This window comes from Gordonia oleivorans, assembly GCF_040044975.1.
Taxonomy (GTDB): Bacteria; Actinomycetota; Actinomycetes; order Mycobacteriales; family Mycobacteriaceae; genus Gordonia; species Gordonia oleivorans.
Genome location: NZ_JBDZDI010000004.1, coordinates 217,469 through 235,122, shown reverse-complemented (window position 1 = coordinate 235,122; position 17,654 = coordinate 217,469). Strand labels below are relative to the sequence as shown.

Annotated in this window: 15 protein-coding genes; 7 read left to right on the top strand and 8 right to left on the bottom strand. The window is 67.5% G+C overall.

Features of this window, described 5'->3' with window-relative positions; translation table 11 throughout:
* Positions 1-2: 2 nt before the first annotated feature.
* Both ABLE92_RS09290 and iolC read right to left on the bottom strand, forming a co-directional pair.
* On the bottom strand, positions 3-935 hold the full coding sequence (locus ABLE92_RS09290; RefSeq protein WP_348804456.1) for a Cgl0159 family (beta/alpha)8-fold protein: 933 nt from the start codon (positions 933-935) through the stop codon (positions 3-5).
* Positions 928-1,929, bottom strand: a complete 1,002-nt coding sequence (gene iolC / locus ABLE92_RS09285) for a 5-dehydro-2-deoxygluconokinase (RefSeq protein WP_425476218.1) — start codon at positions 1,927-1,929, stop codon at positions 928-930. Before iolC ends, ABLE92_RS09290 begins: the two co-directional genes overlap by 8 nt.
* A gap of 145 nt (positions 1,930-2,074) precedes the next feature.
* Between iolC and ABLE92_RS09280 the strand changes: the two genes are divergently transcribed.
* The 5 genes from ABLE92_RS09280 to ABLE92_RS09260 all read left to right on the top strand — a co-directional run bounded on the left by ABLE92_RS09280 (position 2,075) and on the right by ABLE92_RS09260 (position 8,162).
* Positions 2,075-3,346, top strand: a complete 1,272-nt coding sequence (locus tag ABLE92_RS09280) for a Gfo/Idh/MocA family protein (protein WP_348804454.1) — start codon at positions 2,075-2,077, stop codon at positions 3,344-3,346.
* Entirely contained in the window at positions 3,325-4,773 is a 1,449-nt protein-coding gene (locus ABLE92_RS09275; RefSeq protein WP_425476221.1) for an MFS transporter, read from the top strand. The genes ABLE92_RS09280 and ABLE92_RS09275 overlap by 22 nt, the downstream gene beginning before the upstream one ends.
* Positions 4,774-4,855: 82 nt before the next feature.
* The gene (locus tag ABLE92_RS09270; protein ID WP_348804452.1) at positions 4,856-6,127 is read left to right on the top strand and encodes a LacI family DNA-binding transcriptional regulator; all 1,272 of its coding nucleotides are present in this window, start codon (positions 4,856-4,858) and stop codon (positions 6,125-6,127) included.
* Positions 6,124-7,158, top strand: a complete 1,035-nt coding sequence (locus ABLE92_RS09265) for a Gfo/Idh/MocA family protein (protein ID WP_348804451.1) — start codon at positions 6,124-6,126, stop codon at positions 7,156-7,158. Before ABLE92_RS09270 ends, ABLE92_RS09265 begins: the two co-directional genes overlap by 4 nt.
* Entirely contained in the window at positions 7,155-8,162 is a 1,008-nt protein-coding gene (locus ABLE92_RS09260; RefSeq protein WP_348804450.1) for a Gfo/Idh/MocA family oxidoreductase, read from the top strand. Before ABLE92_RS09265 ends, ABLE92_RS09260 begins: the two co-directional genes overlap by 4 nt.
* A 153-nt stretch (positions 8,163-8,315) precedes the next feature.
* Here ABLE92_RS09260 and ABLE92_RS09255 read toward each other — a convergent pair whose 3' ends face one another.
* Both ABLE92_RS09255 and ABLE92_RS09250 read right to left on the bottom strand, forming a co-directional pair.
* A complete protein-coding gene (locus ABLE92_RS09255) occupies positions 8,316-9,113 on the bottom strand; it encodes an SDR family oxidoreductase (RefSeq protein WP_348804449.1) in 798 nt (265 codons plus the stop codon).
* Between the two features lie 49 nt (positions 9,114-9,162).
* Entirely contained in the window at positions 9,163-10,179 is a 1,017-nt protein-coding gene (locus tag ABLE92_RS09250; RefSeq protein WP_348804448.1) for a LacI family DNA-binding transcriptional regulator, read from the bottom strand.
* A gap of 149 nt (positions 10,180-10,328) precedes the next feature.
* Between ABLE92_RS09250 and ABLE92_RS09245 the strand changes: the two genes are divergently transcribed.
* Positions 10,329-11,510 (top strand): Gfo/Idh/MocA family protein, encoded by a 1,182-nt coding sequence (locus ABLE92_RS09245; RefSeq protein WP_348804447.1) that lies wholly within the window; start codon positions 10,329-10,331, stop codon positions 11,508-11,510.
* 44 nt (positions 11,511-11,554) lie between these two features.
* Positions 11,555-12,553 carry a sugar phosphate isomerase/epimerase family protein gene (locus ABLE92_RS09240; RefSeq protein ID WP_348804446.1) on the top strand — a complete coding sequence of 333 codons (999 nt, stop codon included), beginning with the start codon at positions 11,555-11,557 and terminating at the stop codon, positions 12,551-12,553.
* Positions 12,554-12,871: 318 nt separating this feature from the next.
* Here ABLE92_RS09240 and ABLE92_RS09235 read toward each other — a convergent pair whose 3' ends face one another.
* The 4 genes from ABLE92_RS09235 to ABLE92_RS09220 form a co-directional block, all read right to left on the bottom strand.
* Positions 12,872-14,338 (bottom strand): sugar porter family MFS transporter, encoded by a 1,467-nt coding sequence (locus ABLE92_RS09235; protein WP_348804445.1) that lies wholly within the window; start codon positions 14,336-14,338, stop codon positions 12,872-12,874.
* 119 nt (positions 14,339-14,457) lie between these two features.
* Positions 14,458-15,459, bottom strand: a complete 1,002-nt coding sequence (locus ABLE92_RS09230) for a Gfo/Idh/MocA family protein (RefSeq protein WP_348804444.1) — start codon at positions 15,457-15,459, stop codon at positions 14,458-14,460.
* The gene (locus ABLE92_RS09225) at positions 15,456-16,349 is read right to left on the bottom strand and encodes a sugar phosphate isomerase/epimerase family protein (protein WP_348804443.1); all 894 of its coding nucleotides are present in this window, start codon (positions 16,347-16,349) and stop codon (positions 15,456-15,458) included. Before ABLE92_RS09225 ends, ABLE92_RS09230 begins: the two co-directional genes overlap by 4 nt.
* Complete coding sequence (locus ABLE92_RS09220; RefSeq protein ID WP_348804442.1) at positions 16,346-17,542, bottom strand: phytanoyl-CoA dioxygenase family protein; 1,197 nt, start codon at positions 17,540-17,542, stop codon at positions 16,346-16,348. The genes ABLE92_RS09225 and ABLE92_RS09220 overlap by 4 nt, the downstream gene beginning before the upstream one ends.
* Positions 17,543-17,654: the final 112 nt, after the last annotated feature.

Sequence of the window (17,654 nt, the reverse complement as noted above, 5' to 3'; positions counted from 1 at the left end):
CCTCACTTCACCAGATTGACGGCGGTGTCGACGGCGATGGCCACGTCGTCGTCGGCGGGGTAGAGCAGGGTGCGGCCGACGATGAGCCCCCGGACCGACGGGATGGCCAGTGCGCGTTCCCAACTGGCGTATGTCTCCTCCGGCGCGGTCTGCGGGTCGCCGCCGAGCAGCAGGGTCGGCATGGTGGTGGCGTCCATGACGCGCTCCATCTCGTCGACCACCGGCAGCTTGAGCCAGGTGTAGGCCGAGGTGGAGCCGAGGCCCTGGATGATGTGCATCGACTTGATCACCGCGTCGGCGGTGAGGTCGTTGCGGACCTTGCCCTCGATCCGGTTGGACAGGAACGGTTCCAGCATCGCGATGACGTTGCCGGCGGCGAGCTCATCGACGGCCGCGGCACACGAGGTCATCATGTTCAGGGTGCCGGGGTCGTCGAGGTCGACGCGGCAGAGCATCTTGGCGCCGTTGAGTCCGGCCTCGACGGTCCAGCCCGCGGTGGCGGCGGTCATCCGGTCGTCGAGTTCGAACGAGGCGCCGGCGAGGCCGCCGCGGTTCATCGATGAGAACACCACCTTGCCCTCCAGCGCGCCGAGCAGCAGCAGGTCCTCGAGGATGTCGGACGTGGCCAGCACCCCGTCGACACCGGGATTGGCCAGCGCCGTCCGCAACCGGTCGAGCAGATCGGTGCGGCTGTTCATCGCGGTCTGATTCTTGCCGACCGACAGGGCACCGCGGGCGGGATGGTCGGCGGCGACGATCATCAGGCGGTCGTCGCCGATGACGGTGTCGCGGCGCCGGCGCCGGGCCCACGCCTCGGCGATGACGTGCGGGCGCTGCGCCCGGATCGCGGTGACGTCGGCGTAGTCGGCGCACAGGGGCGCGTCGGCGAGGTAGTCGGTGGGGGCGGGGGTGATCGCGGTGGCGAGTTCAGGCATGGATGTGCTCCTGGGCTGTGGCTGCGAGTGCGGCGACCTCGTCGGCCGTCGGCATGGCGGTGGAACATTCGAGGCGTCCGGCGACGATGGCGCCGGCGGCGTTGGCGTGCAGGAGGATCTTCTCCAGCGGCCAGTCGGCGAGCAGGCCGTGGCACAGCGATCCGCCGAAGCTGTCGCCGGCACCGAGTCCGTTGATCACATCGACGGGGATCGGTGCGACCTCGACCGTTTCATGGCGGGTCTTGCCGAGCACGCCGCGCGGGCCCTGCTTGACGATGGCGAGTTCGACTCCGAGGTCGAGCAGCGCGTCGGCGGCCTTGTGGGGATCGGTTTCACCGACGGCGATCTCGCACTCCTCGCGGTTGCCGACGGCGACGGTCACGTGTCCCAGCGCGCGCTGCACCTGCTCGGTGGCGGCGGCGGGGGTGTCCCAGAACATCGGCCGGTAGTCCAGATCGAGTACGGTGAGCGGCCGGCGGGCGCGACTTTCCCACGCGGCGAAATGTGCACTGCGCGAAGGCTCTTCGGACAGGCCCGTCACCGTCGACCAGTAGAGACGGGCATCGGCCACGGCGTCGGTGTCGATGTCGGCGACCTCGACCTGCAGGTCGGGGGCGGTGGGCTTGCGGTAGAAGTACAGCGGGAAGTCATCCGGCGGGTAGATCTCGCAGAACGTCACCGGCGTGGCATAGGTGTCGTCGACGCCGACGTAACGGTTGTCGACGCCGAGGCGGCTCAGTTCGGCGCGCACGAAGCGGCCGAACGGGTCGTCGCCGACGCCGGAGATCAGGGCCGAGTGATCACCGAGACGGGCCGCGGCGACGGTCACGTTGGCGGCGCTGCCGCCGAGGAACTTGCCGAAGCTGGTGACGTCCTCGAGGCCGACGCCGATCTGCTGCGGATAGATGTCGACGCCGCTGCGTCCGATCGCCAGCACGTCGAAGCGGGCTGATGGGCGGTCTGTGGTCACGAATCGCTCCTGGTCGAAAGTCATGTGCGGTGGGCGGGCCACTCGGGCGGTGCCCCTCCACTGTGCGACAGACCACAACCAAAAGTCAAGACTTTGTCAGGACATTCGAACCTGGCATGATCGGTGGTACGGATCACAACACCCTCATGTGACGAAAGGATGCGTTCCCATGACAGCAACCACGATTCCCGATGCCCAGCCGACGGCCGACGGTTCGGCGGCCACTGCACTACCGGTCGGCATCATCGGATTCGGGTGGATGGGCCGGGCGCATGCCCAAGCGTATGCGCGCCTGCGGCATCACTATCCGCACCTGACCCCGGCGCCCCGGCTGATGACCATCGCCGACGAGGTCGCCGACCGCGCGGCCACCGCCGCCGCACAGTTCGACGCCGGCTTCGTCACCGACTGGCGAGATCTGGTCGCCGACAACTCGATCGCCGCGGTCAGCGTGACCGCGCCCAACTTCCTGCACCGCGAGATCGGTTGCGCCGTCGTCACTGCCGGCAAGCATCTGTGGATCGAGAAGCCGGTGGGACTCTCGTCGGCAGATGCACGTGCCGTCGCCGACGCGGCCCACGCCGCCGGTGTGGCCACCGCCGTCGGATTCAACTACCGCAACGCTCCGGCGGTCGCCGCGGCCCGCGAGATCATCGGCGCCGGTGAGATCGGCGAGATCACCCACGCCCGCTTCCGCCTGTTCAGCGACTACGCCGCCCACCCGGACGGCGCGTTGAGCTGGCGGTTCGCACGTGAGCGCGGCGGCAACGGTGTGCTCGGAGATCTTGCGTCGCACGGCGCCGATCTCATCTGGTATCTCCTCGGCGACATCGACTCCCTGGTGGCCGACACCGCCATCTTCATCGATTCCCGCCCCAAACCCACCGGTGCCACCTCGGGACACCAGTTGGCCACCGGTGGGGAACGTGGGCCGGTGGAGAACGAGGACTACCTGTCCGCGCAACTGCGCATGGCCTCCGGCGCCCGATGCGTCCTCGAGGCGAGCCGTGTCTCGGTCGGGGAGCAGAACTCCTACGGTTTCGAGATCCACGGCACCACCGGCGTCCTGCGGTGGGACTTCCGGCGCATGGGCGAACTCGAGATCGGCCGCAGCGGAACCTCCGGGGTCATCCAGGATCTGCCGACCTCGACGGTATACGTCGGGCCCGGCCACGGCCAGTACGCCGCATTCCAGCCCGGTTCGGCCACCGCGATGGGCTACGACGACCTCAAGGTGATCGAGGCCGCGCGATTCTGCGCGTCGATCATCGGTCCCGACGCCGTCGCGGCCGTCGGTGCCGGTGCCACGATCGACGACGCGGTGCGGGCCGCCGAGGTTCTCGACGCGATGACGGCGTCGGTGGAACACGGCGCGTGGGTGTCACCGGCATCGGTGTCGTCGGTATCGGTGTCGTCGGTATCGGTGTCGCACGACGGGTGACCGGTGTGGGATCCGACGACGTGGCATCGGAGGCGGCGGCCACACCGCACGCGGATTTCCCTCGCGCGCTTGCCCTTCTGGGGGCGGGCGCGATGTTCATGGAGATCCTCGACGCCACCATCGTGGTCACCGCGTTGCCGTCGATGGCCGCCGATCTCGGGGTCGACGCCATCGACGCCACCGGCGTGGTCACCGCCTACCTGATCACACTCGCCGTGCTCATCCCGCTGAGCAGCTGGCTGGCCGACCGCTTCGGGATGCGGCGGGTGTTCCTGACCGCCCTCGTCGTGTTCACCGTGGCATCGCTGGGATGCGCGCTGGCGCCGTCACTTCCGGTGCTCATCGGGATGCGGGTGGCCCAGGCCGCCGGCGGCGCCATGATGGTCCCCGTCGGTCGGCTCGCGGTGTTGCGGGCGGTACACGTCGGTGACGTGGCCCGCGCGATCGCCTACCTCACCTGGCCCGCACTGGTCGCCCCGGTGCTCGCGCCACTGCTCGGCGGGCTGATCGTCGAGCACGCCGACTGGCGGGTGATCTTCGCGATCAACATTCCCATCGGAGTCCTGGGAGTCGTTGCGGCCCTCAGGATTCTGTCGCCCGACGGGCCGCGCGCAGACACGCCGCTCGACGCGATCGGCGCCGCCGGCGCGATCATCGCGATCGGCGCCGCGATGGCGGTCGCCGAAATGCTGACGGCCGCCCCGATCCGGTGGTTGGTAGTCGCGATCGGCGTGATCGTCGCGGCAGTGGTCGGTGCGCTGACCATCCGGCACCTGCGACGCGCTGCCCATCCACTGCTCAATCTCGCTGTCCTGCGCGTGAAGTCGTTCGGTTCGGTGATCGGCTACGGCACCGGTTACCGGATGGCGATCAGTGCCGTGCCGTTCGTGGTGCCGCTCATGCTGCAGTTGCGGCTGGGTTGGTCGCCGGTGACCGCGGGCGCGATGGTCACGGCGCTCTTCGCCGGCAACGTCGTCATCAAACCGGCCACGACCCCGCTGATGCGCCGGTGGGGGATTCGGCAGGTGCTGCTGGCCGTCGCGGTGGCCTCGGCGATCACGTTCGCGGGTCTGGCGTTGATCGGTGAGCAGACCCCGCCGGTGCTCATCGCCATCGGGTTGTTCGTCTCCGGCATGCTGCGCTCGATCGGATTCTCCGCCTACAACACCGTGGCCTTCGCCGACGTCGACGCCACGCAACTCGGCGACGCCAATGCCCTGCACGCCGCCGTGCAGGAGTTGGGGAATGCCTTCGGTGTCGCACTGGCGTCGGTGACCATCGCGCTGGTGGGCGGTGGCGTGGGTGCTCTCCCGGCCGGCGGCTACTCGGTGGTGTTCCTGGCGCTGGCGGTGGTGATGATCATCTGCGGTGTCGGTGCGGCCCGGCTGCCGTCTCGGGTGGGAGCCCACGCCCTGGGCGGGAATTGATCCGAATGTCCGGACAAAGTATTGACATTCGGTTGTGATCGGTATTACATCAGTGGCTAATCCCGACGGAAAGGATCGCGACATGACGCAGAGCGTGTCCCCGGAGTGTGTGTCCCGGGAGCCGGTGCGATCGCCGCTCATCGGGCTGGTCTTCGACGCGTCGAATCCCTTCGAGGCCGACCTCGTCGACGCCGTCTACGCCGCCGCCGACGCGCGTGCCGTCGCCGAATCCGCAGCGGGACAGTCGCACCCGCGCTACCGTATCGCCTCGAGCATCCACGGCCGCGCACGCAACCGGGCCCGCGCGATCGCCGATCTCGTCGACGTCGACTGCGACGCGCTCATCGTCGTCGGCGCCACCCACGACGACGCCCTCGACCTGCCGCTGCCCACCGTCATCATCGGCGAACGGATCGCCGATCTGCCCGCACTGACCATCGGGACCGACGAATGGCAGGGTGCGCACCTGGCCGTTCAGCATCTGATCGATCTGGGGCACAGCGCCATCACGCATATCGGCGGCGGTGACCATCCGTGCGCGGCCGAGCGGCAGCGCGGGTACATCGGGGCGATGACCGCCGCCGGATTGCAGCAGAACTGTCAGATCCTGCGGGGTGATTACACCGAGGAGGCCGGCGCCCGGGTCGCCCGCGAACTCCTCGATCGATTGCCGCGGCCGACCGCGGTGTTCCTCGCCAACGACCGCATGGCCTTCGGCTTCATCGATGTCATGCGAGCCCACGGGGTCTCGGTGCCCGCCGAGATGTCGGTGGTCGGTTACGACGACGGTCATCTGGCCGGCGTCGATGGCGTCGACCTCACCACGATCCGGCAGGACATCGGAGGTCTGGCGGCCGCGGCGATCGATGCGGTCGGTCGAGTGCTGACCGATGATTCCGTCGAACCCGGCGGATGCGGCTTTCTGGGTGACGTGGCACTCGAACCCGAGTTGATCGTTCGGGCGACCACCGCGGCGCCCAAGCGTCGTCGGCGGCCGCCGCGCGAACGCGATGAACCGCGCCTCCGGTGGGGCCTGATGGTCGAGCACCTCGACGACACCGTCATGAACTCCCTCGCCGACCCCGCTCTGGTCAGCGGCTCCATCGAGGTCGTCGCGAGTGCGTCGACCATGAACGCCTGGCAGATCGCCGACCGGCTCGGCATCCTCGCCAGCTACGGGCTGTACGGGGATCTGCTCGACGACCCCGACATCGACGCGGTGCTCATCGCCCTCGATGACGACCTTGCCGACGAGTGGGCGCTCCGCTCCGCGGCGGCCGGCAAGCAGGTACGTCGCATCGTGTCATCCACCGATCGCCCTGTCGCTCTCCCTCAGTTGAAAGGTATTCCGTGACATACTCTCTGCCCGCCGCACGCACACCCGATGCGCGTTCGGCGCCGGTGATGCGCTGGGGGATCCTGGGCCCCGGCTGGATCGCATCCCGATTCGTCGCGGCACTGCACAAGCACACCGATCAGCGGGTGACGGCTGTCGGTTCCCGCTCGGCGGCGCGCGCCGAGGAGTTCGCGCGGCAGTTCGACATTCCCGCGTCGCACGGCGCCTACGCGGACCTGCTCGCCGACCCGAGCGTGGACATCGTCTACGTGTGTACGCCGCACACCGAACATCTGGCGGGTGCCCTGGCGGCGCTCGACGCCGGTAAGCATGTGCTGGTGGAGAAGCCGCTGGGTATCAACGCCGATCAGGCCCGCACCGTCGCCGCGCGATCCGCGGAGACCGGGCTCTTCGCCGGTGAGGCGATGTGGACTCGATTCCTGCCGAAATTCGATGTCCTGCAACAGGTCCTCGACGCCGGAATCCTCGGGGAGATCCGGACCGTGATGGCCGACCACGGCGAGTTCTTCACCGCCGACCACCGCATCTACGATCCGAGCCTGGCCGGCGGGCCGATGCTCGACCTCGGGTCGTACCCGGTCGCCTTCGGACAGTGGGTGCTGGGTCGGCCATCGGAGATCACAGCGCTCGGTACACCCGCGAATGACGTTCTCAACGGTCAGGTCTCGGCGCTACTGCGGTCGACCACAGGCGGGCACGCACTGCTCAACACGACCATCATGTCCGATACCCCGACGACGGCGGCGATCTGCGGCGTCGACGCCGAGGTGATCATCCCCGGACCCTTCTATCAACCGGGACCGTTCGAGATCCGCCTCCGCGACGGCGCGGTGCTCTCCTACGACGAGGAGCACGGCTCACATGAGGACGGGCTGCACTACTCGGCGGTCGACGCCGCGCGCCGAATCGGTCTCGGTGCCAACGAATCCGAGGTCCATCCACTGGCCGACGCGGTGGCTGCACTCGAGACGATGGATGCCATCCGCGCGCAGATCGGCATCGTGTTCCCCGGGGAGGCCGTCGCATGACGGTCCGGGTCGGGATCATCGGAACCGGCATCATGGGTGCCGACCACGCCGAGAACCTGCACCGTAACGTCAGCGGTGCCGCGGTGACCGCGGTCGCCGACGTGAACTCCGACGCCGCGCGCCGGGTGGCCGCCGCGGTCGGGGGAGCGCGGGTGTTCGGCGACGCCACCGCGCTCATCGTCGACGACGCCGTGGATGCCATCGTCATCGCCTCACATGACTCCACCCACGCGGAACTGACCCTGGCGGCTCTCGACGCCGGGAAACCGGTGCTGTGCGAGAAGCCGCTGGCGCCCACCTCGGTGGAATCCCGCGAGGTGTGCGAGGCCGAGATTCGAGGCGGGCAGCGGCTGATCAGCGTCGGATTCATGCGGCGCCACGATCCGTCCTACGTCGATCTTCGTCGGGTCGTGAGGTCCGGGGATCTCGGCGAGATCCTCGTCGCGCACTGCGTCAGCCGCACCGTGTCGGCCGATCCGCGCGGTGACTCGGCGTCGACCATCACGAACGCGGCCATCCACGAACTCGATGTGATGCCGTGGCTGCTCGGCTCCCCGATCGTCGAGGTGAGTTGGCATGCGGGACGGTCGAGCCGCAACGCCGGACGCCGAGTCGACCCGCAGATCATGCTGTTGCGCACCGCATCCGACGTGCTGATCACCGTGGAGGTCTTCGTCAACGCGGGCTACGGCTATGACACGCGCTGCGAGGTGGTCGGCGAGGACGGCGCCGCGGCACTGACCTTGCCCGCCGCGGTGGTGATCGATCGGGCCCGGACGCGATCAGTCGGCTACCCGGCCGACTGGCGCCCCCGCTACGCCGACGCCTACCGACATGAGTTGTCCGAGTGGATCAGTGCCATCGCGGACGGCCGACCGCCGACGCTGGCCACCGCCGCCGACGGGCTCCGCGCCGCGGTCGTGGCCGACGCACTCATCGAATCGATGAACAATGGTGGCAAGGCCGTCCGGGTCGGCCACGACGTCGCCGAGGTCCCCGCGTAACCCTGATTGCGTTGACAGCGCTCTCTCTGACGTTGACAGCGCTTTGCTTGTAGCCGACTGTGCTCGCTGGGCGCTGTCAACGGAATACGGAGCGCTGTCAACGGAATACGGAGCGCTGTCAACGTAATTCGGAGCGCTGTCAACGGCGCTCGGTTAGTCGTACGCGCCCGGGATGGTCTGATCCCAGTCGATCACCGAACCGGTGACCACGCCGCTGCGATCGGACAGCAGGAACACCACGAAATCGGCGGTCTCGTCGGGCTGGCCTAGCTTGCCCATCGGCACCGATCCATTGGCCTCCTCGATCCACGAGTCATCCGCACCGTGAAAGCGCTTCTGCACCTGCGCCTCTCCCTCGGTCTCTGTCCAGCCGATGTTGAGCCCGTTGATGCGAATCCGATCCCAGCGGTGGGCGTGCGCGGCGTTGCGGGTCAGGCCGATGAGGCCGGCCTTCGACGCCACATAGGGTGCGAGGTACGGCTGACCACCGTGCGCGGACATCGTGATGATGTTGACGATCGTGCCCGGGGCGCCGCGGTCGGTCATGTCGCGGACCGCGGCCGCCATCGTGAAGAACCGGGCACGGAGATTGACCGCGACGTGTTGTTCGAAGAGCTCCGGCGTGGTGTCGAGAAGTGTTCCACGACTGGTGGTTCCCGCGGCATTGACCAGGCAGTCGATCCGGCCGAACTCGGCGACGGTGGCGGTGACGGAATCGGTGGCCCCCTGCGGGTCACTCAGATCGGACTCGATGAATCGGACGGGGCACTCGGTGAATTCGTCGGCGAGGCGCTTGCCCTTCTCGGCGTTGCGGCCGCTGAAGGCGACACGCGCGCCGGCTGCGGCGGCGGTGCGCACGATCTGCGCGCCGAGGCCCTGCGTTCCGCCGCTGACGAGCACCACCTTGTCGGTGAGGAGTTGGGCACGGGCAAGCGACAGATCGGCGGTCATGGCAGGGGTCCTCTCTGGTGAACCGGGTCACAGAAAGATAATCATGATGTCAGGACAAAGTCGAGTCCTGGGCAGGACCCGTCGTGGCTCGCACGACCAGTTCGGGTGTGAGCGTGGCGGTCGACCGCTCGGTGCGATCTCGGTCGAGACGTTCGATGACGGCGGCGATCGCACGGTCGGCCTGTTCGGCAGGGCGTTGCGAGACGGTGGTGAGCGCGACGTTGCCGAGTCGTGCCAGCGGACTGTCGTCGTAGCCGGTGATCGAGACCTGCTCCGGCACCGCGACTCCCGCGGAGCGGAGCACGTCGAGGGCCCCGACCGCCAGTAGGTCGTTGGCACACACGACGGCCGTCGGCAGGTCTCCGGCGAGCAGCGAGTGTCCGGCCGTCATGCCCGCGGCCTCGGTGAAGCCGTCGGATTCGATGACCGACCCGGAGTGTGCGAGATCGTAGGACCGTAGCGCGCGCAGAAAGCCGGCGCGACGGTCGGCGGCGATCGCGCCCGACCCGCCCGACACGTGGACGATCCGGCGATGCCCCAGTCGGTAGAGATGGTCGACCACCTGCGCGATGCCCTGCGCATCATCGGTGCGCACGGCATCGACGTCCGGACCGCCGACGCGACGGCCCACCGCGACGGTCGGTACGCGTGTGGCCAACTCGCCGATCTGGGCGTCGGGCAGTTCGGTGCCGATGAGCAGCATTGCCTCGCAACGGAAATCGAGAAGTGTGTCGACGACGCGATTCTCGCCGTGCGTCGGGGTGACCGCACCGAGCACGATCTCGTATCCGGCGGCATCGGCCGCGCGGACCAACTGCTCGACGAGTTCGGCGTGAAAGCTGTTGCGGATCTGGGCGACCGCGCCGATCAGGTGCGTGCGCCGCGCGGTCATCAGTGCCGCGGTGCGATTGACCCGGTACCCGAGTTCGTCGGCGGCGGCCATGACCGCGGCCCGGGTGTCGTCGCCGACCCCGGGCGCCTGCCGGAACACCAATGAGACGGTCGCCTTGGAGACGCCGACGTGATCGGCGACATCGGCCATCGTGACGCGCCCGCGAGTGGCCATCGGCGGTCGTTCTCCTTCTTCGGTGCGGCGTGGGTGTTGACAGCGGCGGGTGACCGCCGTCATAGTATCGTACTATACCGGTCTACTAAACCGGTCTAGCGCGCTCGACGTGCGCATTCACATCGCCTCTTGCACTTCAAGGAGAAACCATGAGCCAGGATCCCGTTGGCGTCGCCGTCATCGGCGGCGGCATGGCCGGCCGCGCGCACGCGGCCGGCTACCGGATGGCGTCGACGCTGTTCGACGTCGACCGCCCCGACGTGCGTCTGGTGGCCATCGCCGACGCCAACCCCGCCGTCGCCGACGAAACCGCCCGACGCTACGGCTATGAACGCGCCGAATACGACTGGCGGGCGCTCGCGGATGCGCCGGACGTCCACGCGGTGAGCGTCGTCGTCGCCAATCACCTGCACCGGGAGATGGTGGAGGGCCTACTTGCCGCGGGTAAGCATGTCCTGTGCGAGAAGCCGCTCGCCGCGTCACTCGCCGACGCCGAGGCCATGGTGACCGCAGCCGAGGATGCGCCGGATTCGGTTGCCGCCGTGGGCTACACGTACCGTCGCTCACCGGCGGTGGAACAGATCCGCCGCGAAGTGGCCGCACAGACCATCGGCGCGCCGATCCATTTCAACGGCCACTACTGGTGCGACTACGGACTCGACCCGACCTCGCCGATCACCTGGCGCCACCGTGGCGGACCGGGGACCGGTGCGCTCGCCGACGTGGGTAGCCACCTGCTCGATCTCTCGGAATTCATCTTCGGGCCGATCGTGGAGGTGTCCGGAGCGGTTTTCCACACCGTGATCACCGAGCGACCGATCCCGCTGGGCACCACCTACGGTCACACCAAGGGCGCCGTAAGCGACGAGAACGCACCGGTCGAGAACGACGACATCGCCACCTTCACGGCCACTTTCGCCAATGGCGCCGTCGGCACCTTCTCGGCTTCGCGGGTCGCGCACAACCTGCCCGACGGCCTGGGCTTCGAGGCCTTCGGCACCGAGGGATCGGTGTCCTGGGACCTCTCCCGGCCGGCCGAGTTCCAGATCTCCCTGGCCGGCGACAACCCGGCGCTCGGCGGCTCCCGGCGCGTCATCATCGGACCCGACCATCCCTACATCCGAGGTGGGCTGCCGATGGACGCCGGCGGCGTCGGCCACGGCAAGGCGGAGTTCTTCGCCTACCAGGCGCGCGCCTTCCTCGACCAGATCGCCGGGATCGATGCCCTCGGCCCGCTGCCCGGCTTCGACACCGGGGTCCACAGCATGCGGGTCGCCGCCGCCATCGCCGGCTCCGCCGCCGCGGCCGGCGCCACCGTCAAGATCGTCTGACCCGTATTCACCTGCACCACAATCCATCCGAAAGAGGCATCATCATGAAACTCGGTGTGTACACCGCCATCCTGCACGACCGTTCCCTGCCCGAGACGCTGGAGGTCATCGGCTCACTCGGCCTGACCGGCGCGGAGATCAACGCCGGCGGTTTCCTGGGTACCCCGCACCTCCCGGTGGCCGAACTGCTGTCCGGGGAGGTGAGTGTCCGTGACTACCTCTCGACCTTCGACGGCACCGGCGTGTCCCTGGCCGGCCTGAACTGCAACGGCAATCCGCTGCATCCGGACCCGGAGGTGGGCCCCGAGGACGCCGACGACCTGCGTAACGCGATCCGGGTGGCCGGGCTGCTCGGCGTCGACCGCGTGGTCACCATGTCCGGACTGCCTCATGCGCATCCGGGTGGCCAGTGGCCGGCCTGGCACGTCAATACCTGGGATTCGGGCTACCTCGATTCGCTCGACTACCAGTGGGATGAGGTGGCCCTGCCGTTCTGGGCCGAGATCGATGCGCTCGCCCGCGAGAACGGCGTCACCGTCGCCATCGAGATGCATCCGCAGAATCTGGTGTTCAATCCGCCGACGATGAAGCGGCTCGTCGACCGGCTCGGCGCCACCAACATCGGTGCCGAGATGGATCCGTCGCATCTGTTCTGGCAGGGCATCGATCCGGTGGCCGCCATCGAATGGCTCGGCCCGCTGGTCGTCCATGCCGCAGCCAAGGACACCCGGATCAACGACAACTGCTCGATCTACGGCGTCCTCGACGAGCGGTTCACCCGAATCCCGCTGTCGGAGAACCCGACCGGACTCGGCGGCAAGCATGTGGTCAACAAGTGGCCGGAGGACTCCGCCTGGGACTTCGTCGCCGTCGGCCGCGGTCACGACATCGGATTCTGGACGCGATTCCTCGCGGCACTGGCGGCCGTCGACCCGAACATGGCCGTCAACATCGAGCACGAGGACGTCTCCCTCGGCCAGATCGACGGACTGCGTGAGGCCGCCCAGACCCTGCGTGCCGCCGACTCGGCGTTGGTGAGCTGACAATCTGACACACGGACAACTGCAGCGCGGCCCGAATTCTCGGGTCGCGCTGCAGTTCTCTGTCGGTGCCCACCCAACACTCGACCCGCGGCGGATACGAACGCGGTGTGACGAGCGGCTGGTGTCGATATACGGCGCGAGTGACCTGTGTGGCCGCATCTATATCTGCTGTGATGGCCGGCGGCGTTCAACTCCGGGTTCGGTTGTGGGAATCCGGTTGGAGAGTGAAGGCGTACTCGTCACGCAATCCGAAAAGCGCGATTCCCGCACCGGTATCCGGTGCGGGAATCGCGCGTGTTCGGGTGATGTCTTGGCTGCTCAGATGAGTTCCCTGATCCGTCGGCTCGGGTAAATACGGCCGGTGGACACCTCGTCCTCGACCTCCTCGAGGGTCTTGCCGCGGGTCTCGGGGGCCTGGGTGATGACGAACAGCAGCGCGATGATGCCGATGCCACCGAACATGAAGAACGTGCCGGTGATGCCGGTCGCCTCGACCAGGGTCGGGAAGAACAGTCCCAGAAGGGCATTGGTGATCCACAGGCAGAACACCGAGATGCCGATGGCCAGACCACGGATGTGCAGCGGGAAGATCTCCGACAGCAGGACCCAGGTGGCCACGTTGAGGAAGGTCTGCATCGATCCGACGAAGATCACCACGAGAGTCAAGATCACCCACGGACGGGCGGGATTGCCCTCGGGCAACGCCAGCGATGCGATGCCGATGAGGAAGTGGCAGGTGGTGGTGAGGCTGTAGCCGATGATGAGGGTGGTGCGCCGATTGATCTTCTGCGCCAGCCAGAGTGCGGTGATCGAGCCGACGACCGCGATGACGCCGGGGGCGATGTTGGCGATGAGTGCGGCGTTGCTGGCGAATCCGGCGTCCTTCAGGACGGACTGGCCGTAGTACATGATCGAGTTGATGCCGGTGAGTTGTTGGGCCACACCGATTCCGATGCCCACCAGCACGATGCGCCGAATCCATTTGTTGTCGCGCAACGCCGTCCAGCTGCCGTGGATCGCGGTCTCCTCCATCTCGTGGAGTTCTTCGACCATGTCGACCTCGGCCCGGGCGCGCTGCTGCGAACGAATGGTGGCGAGAACGTCGTAGGCCTCCTCGCGGCGGTTCTGGGCGATCAGCCAGCGCGGTGACTCGGGTACGCGGACCATGCCGACCATCAGGCAGATCGCCGGGAGGGCGGCGACGGCGAGCATGATGCGCCAGACCCCGTCCTCCTCGCCCCAGATGTTGCCGATGATGGCGTTGACGATGAAGGCCGCGAGCTGACCGACGACGATCATCACCTCGTTGCGGCCGGCGAGGGAGCCGCGGATCTCATACGGCGCGAGTTCGGCGAGGTAGACCGGGACGACGGTCGACGCGGCGCCGACGGCCAGTCCGAGCACCACACGTCCGACCACCATGACACCGAATCCCGGAGCGAACACGCAGATGAGGGTTCCGGCGAGGAAGAGGACCGCCAGGCCCATGATCGACTTGCGGCGGCCGATGGCATCCGACAGCCGACCGCCGATCAGCGCACCGAACGCGGCGCCGAACAGCAGGGAGCTGGTGACCACACCCTCGGTGAAGGCGGTGAGGCCGAGGTCGGTCTTCATCGGCTCCAGTGCGCCGTTGATGACACCGGTGTCGTAGCCGAAGAGCAAACCGCCCAGCGTGGCGATCAGGGCCACGGCATGAAGACGCCGCCGGAACGGTCCCGTTCCCAGCGGCGGCAGAGTCGACTGATCGTGTTTCAGACCCGGATGGTCATCGGTGGTGGACATGGTGCTCCTTGCCTTGGGTTACATCTTCCACTGTCAGTGATGACAGTCACAAGAGGATCGTAACCCAGTTTGTGCAAATGTCCTAACAAATAGTCGTCAATGGATCTCCGATCGGTGACTCAGCGCGGCATCAACCCGGCGGCACGATAGGCGGCATCGATGAACTCCATGGTGGCGACGGCATCGTCCGGCCCGATCGGCAGCGATTCGCCGGACCGCAATGCGGTGGCAAGTGCCTCGAGCTGAAAGGTGTAGGTCGCGCGGGTACTGACGTGCTCGACGTGCTCGGTGCCGTCTCTGATGATGGTCAGGCGGTCGTCGCGCTTCGGCGAGAGGTAGTCGTGCAGGATCAATTCACCGGTGTCGCCGACGATCCGACACCGGAAGGTGTAGTCGGCGTCGACCATCGACGTGGTCGTGGCGCCGGTTGCCCCGGACGGATACCGCACGTCGATCGTCGCCGATTCGTCGACCTGGCCGTCGCGGACCACGGCCGATGCCGCGGTGATCACCGGCTCACCCCCGGCGAACTCGCCCAGATGCCGAAACACATGGACGCTGTAGCAGCCCAGATCCATCAGCGAACCGCCGGCAAGATCGTAGGACCATCGCGGATCCGTCGGAGCCGGCTCGGGCATGCCCATCACGACCTCCACGCGCCGGAGATCGCCGATTATGCCGTCACCCAGCAGTTCCCGAGTGCGCGCCATCAACGGATGGAACAGGTAGTGGAACCCCTCGAGTATCGGAACGCCGGCCCCGCGGGCGGCATCGGCCACCTCGCGGGCCTCGGAGGCATTGCGGGCGAACGGTTTCTCGGTCAGCACCGGTTTGCCGGCCCGGATCGCAGCCAGATTCCACGGCGCGTGAAGCGAATTGGCGAGCGGGTTGTAGATCATGTCGACGTCGGGGGCCGCAATCACCTCGTCATAGGTGTCGACGACCCGCTCAACGCCGTACGTCGCGGCGAAGTCCTCGGCGCGACGCCGGTCCCGGGCGGCGACCACGACCAGTCGATGGCCGAGTTCGCGTGCGGGGCCGACGATCGCGTTCTCGGCGATCCGGGAGGCGCCGAGGACGCCGATCCGCAACGGTTCGTCAACCGAACTTGCGCGGTTCATACGTAGATCTCTCCGCGGGCCACGCGGCGCAGATACGACATGGAGACCGCGACATCGGCAGCGGCCGAGTCGGCGGCGGCCTCGTCGGCGAGAATCGTATCCTGTTCGAGGACAAACCATCCCTGGTATCCGGCGTCGGTGAGCGCGCCCACCACCTTGGAGATGCGGGCCCGGCCCGCGCCGAGCGGGACATACATACCGGCGGCGACGGCCTCGGTGTAGGAGAGTTCACCGCGCTGTACTTGTTCCGCGAGGTCGAGACGAACGTCTTTGAGATGCGCGTGCCGGATGCGGTCGGTGAAGGCTGCGGTGATCTCGAGTGGATCGGATCCGCCGATGAGCAGGTGACCGGTGTCCAGGCACAACCCGATCGATGAGTTCTCCAGCACTCGATACACCTCCTCGCGATTCTCGATCAGCGTGCCGACATGCGGATGCAATGCTGCCACTACACCTCTGCGCGCAGCCATCCGGTCGAGGCGATCGAGGTTGGCCAGCAGAGTGGACCATTGCGCATCGTCGAGATCGGGCCGTGCGTCGTAACCGTCGACACCGGTGGCGGCAGCGAGTACGACGACGTCACCCCCGGAGATCTCGAGTCTGTCGAGAACCTCGGAGACCTCCGGTTCCGGATCGTGGTCGGCATCGTGCAGGACCACGGGCACAAAGGAACCCACACAGGTCAGCTCGAACGACGCGAGGGTGTCGCGCAGTTCCTGTGGGGCAGAGGGCAGGAAGCCCTCCGGGCCGGTTTCGGCGGCGGTCACGCCGAGTTCGCGCATCTCTCCCAGGACCCGATCCCGGTGAACCTGGTAGCCCCAGTCGGGCACCTCGCATACACCCCAGGAGATGGGGGCGGCGGCGATACGGAGGCCGGTCGTGGTGCTCATGCGGTGTGCCGCCGATCGAGTTCGGCGAGTTCGCGGGAGAAGCGCTCCGCGTCGAAACCGCCGGCGAGGGCACGATGGACCAGTTCGGCCTGGGTTTCGCCGGCCAGCCCCGACAGTGGCTGGTCGAGGTCGAGGTTGCTGGGGAAGGCGTATCCCTCCGCGGCGGCGGCGATGACGTGGTCGACGCCGGACTGGTCGCCGGAGGCCGCCAGGTCGAGCAGCGACGGATACAGCGATCGCAGCATCGCCGACCGGTCGACGGCATCCATCGCGCGCCCGAACGCCGACGACACCTGGAGCAGATTCGCCATGCGCTTGATGTCGGTGGAGGTGTTGTGGCCGGCGGCATGGAACAGTGCGGGATTGAAGAACACCCCGTCGCCGGCACGGAGCGGAATCTGGATGTGGTGGGCGGCAAAGTAATCGCGGAACTCGGGCAGGTTGAACGCGATGTATCCCTGTTCGTATCGCTGTGAGTACGGCAGGTACGTCGTGGGACCCGACTCGAGCGGCATGTCGACGTGGGCGACCGCACCCTGCAGGGTCAGCGCCGGCGACAACCGGTGGATGTGCGCGCGGAACTGTGCGGCCGTGTCGGTCGACATGAAACCCAGGTGGTAGTCGCGATGCGGATTCTGTGCGGCGCCACCGGGATTGACGACGTTGATGGCCGAGGTCACCTGATACATCGGGCCCAGCCACGCCTCGCAGATCAACGCGAGGATGTCGTTGGCGTAGTACCGGGTGAAGGTCTCCGGGTTGCGGATGGCGAGTTTCTGCAGGGCATTCCAGATGCGGTCGTTGGCTCCGGGTGCGGCGAAATGGTCGCCGAAACTGCGGCCGGCGGCGTGCTGTTCGTCGATGATGTCGGAGAAGATCCGGGTGGATTCGCCCAGTCCGTGCCGCTCGTCGAATGCGCCTGCGAACACGACGATGCCGGGCCCGGTCAGCAGCGCTCGTGCCAACTCGTCGCCGACCCTGATGCGGACGGCCGGATCGGCGATCTGTGACCGCAGGGCAGCCGCGTCGTAGACGAGGACGTTGTGGTCGACCGATGTCGCGTACGGGTAGTCGGCGAGATCGGTCTCGGCGTCGATGGCGGTGACGAAGTCGTCGATGCGGCATTCGTCGAGCCCGAAGCGGTCGGCGCGGTGAGTCGAGGTGCGCTCGCCGGAGGGGTTGTGCACGGTCATGGGGTGTGCGCTCCTGTCCATAAAAGGAGGGATCGATGGGGAATCCCTTGCCACAACCCTGGCAAGATCCTAATGTCCTAACAAGGGCAGATATCCATCAAAAATCCCTCAG

Excerpts from the sequence above, each read along its gene's own strand:
- ABLE92_RS09245 (WP_348804447.1), top strand. The coding sequence starts at position 10,329 with ATGAGCCAGGATCCCGTTGGCGTCGCCGTCATCGGCGGCGGCATGGCC.
- ABLE92_RS09255 (WP_348804449.1), bottom strand. The coding sequence starts at position 9,113 with ATGACCGCCGATCTGTCGCTTGCCCGTGCCCAACTCCTCACCGACAAG.
- ABLE92_RS09270 (WP_348804452.1), top strand. The coding sequence starts at position 4,856 with ATGACGCAGAGCGTGTCCCCGGAGTGTGTGTCCCGGGAGCCGGTGCGA.
- ABLE92_RS09240 (WP_348804446.1), top strand. The coding sequence starts at position 11,555 with ATGAAACTCGGTGTGTACACCGCCATCCTGCACGACCGTTCCCTGCCC.
- ABLE92_RS09230 (WP_348804444.1), bottom strand. The coding sequence starts at position 15,459 with ATGAACCGCGCAAGTTCGGTTGACGAACCGTTGCGGATCGGCGTCCTC.
- ABLE92_RS09220 (WP_348804442.1), bottom strand. The coding sequence starts at position 17,542 with ATGACCGTGCACAACCCCTCCGGCGAGCGCACCTCGACTCACCGCGCC.
- ABLE92_RS09280 (WP_348804454.1), top strand. The coding sequence starts at position 2,075 with ATGACAGCAACCACGATTCCCGATGCCCAGCCGACGGCCGACGGTTCG.
- ABLE92_RS09250 (WP_348804448.1), bottom strand. The coding sequence starts at position 10,179 with ATGGCCACTCGCGGGCGCGTCACGATGGCCGATGTCGCCGATCACGTC.
- ABLE92_RS09235 (WP_348804445.1), bottom strand. The coding sequence starts at position 14,338 with ATGTCCACCACCGATGACCATCCGGGTCTGAAACACGATCAGTCGACT.
- ABLE92_RS09260 (WP_348804450.1), top strand. The coding sequence starts at position 7,155 with ATGACGGTCCGGGTCGGGATCATCGGAACCGGCATCATGGGTGCCGAC.
- ABLE92_RS09225 (WP_348804443.1), bottom strand. The coding sequence starts at position 16,349 with ATGAGCACCACGACCGGCCTCCGTATCGCCGCCGCCCCCATCTCCTGG.
- iolC (WP_425476218.1), bottom strand. The coding sequence starts at position 1,929 with ATGACTTTCGACCAGGAGCGATTCGTGACCACAGACCGCCCATCAGCC.
- ABLE92_RS09290 (WP_348804456.1), bottom strand. The coding sequence starts at position 935 with ATGCCTGAACTCGCCACCGCGATCACCCCCGCCCCCACCGACTACCTC.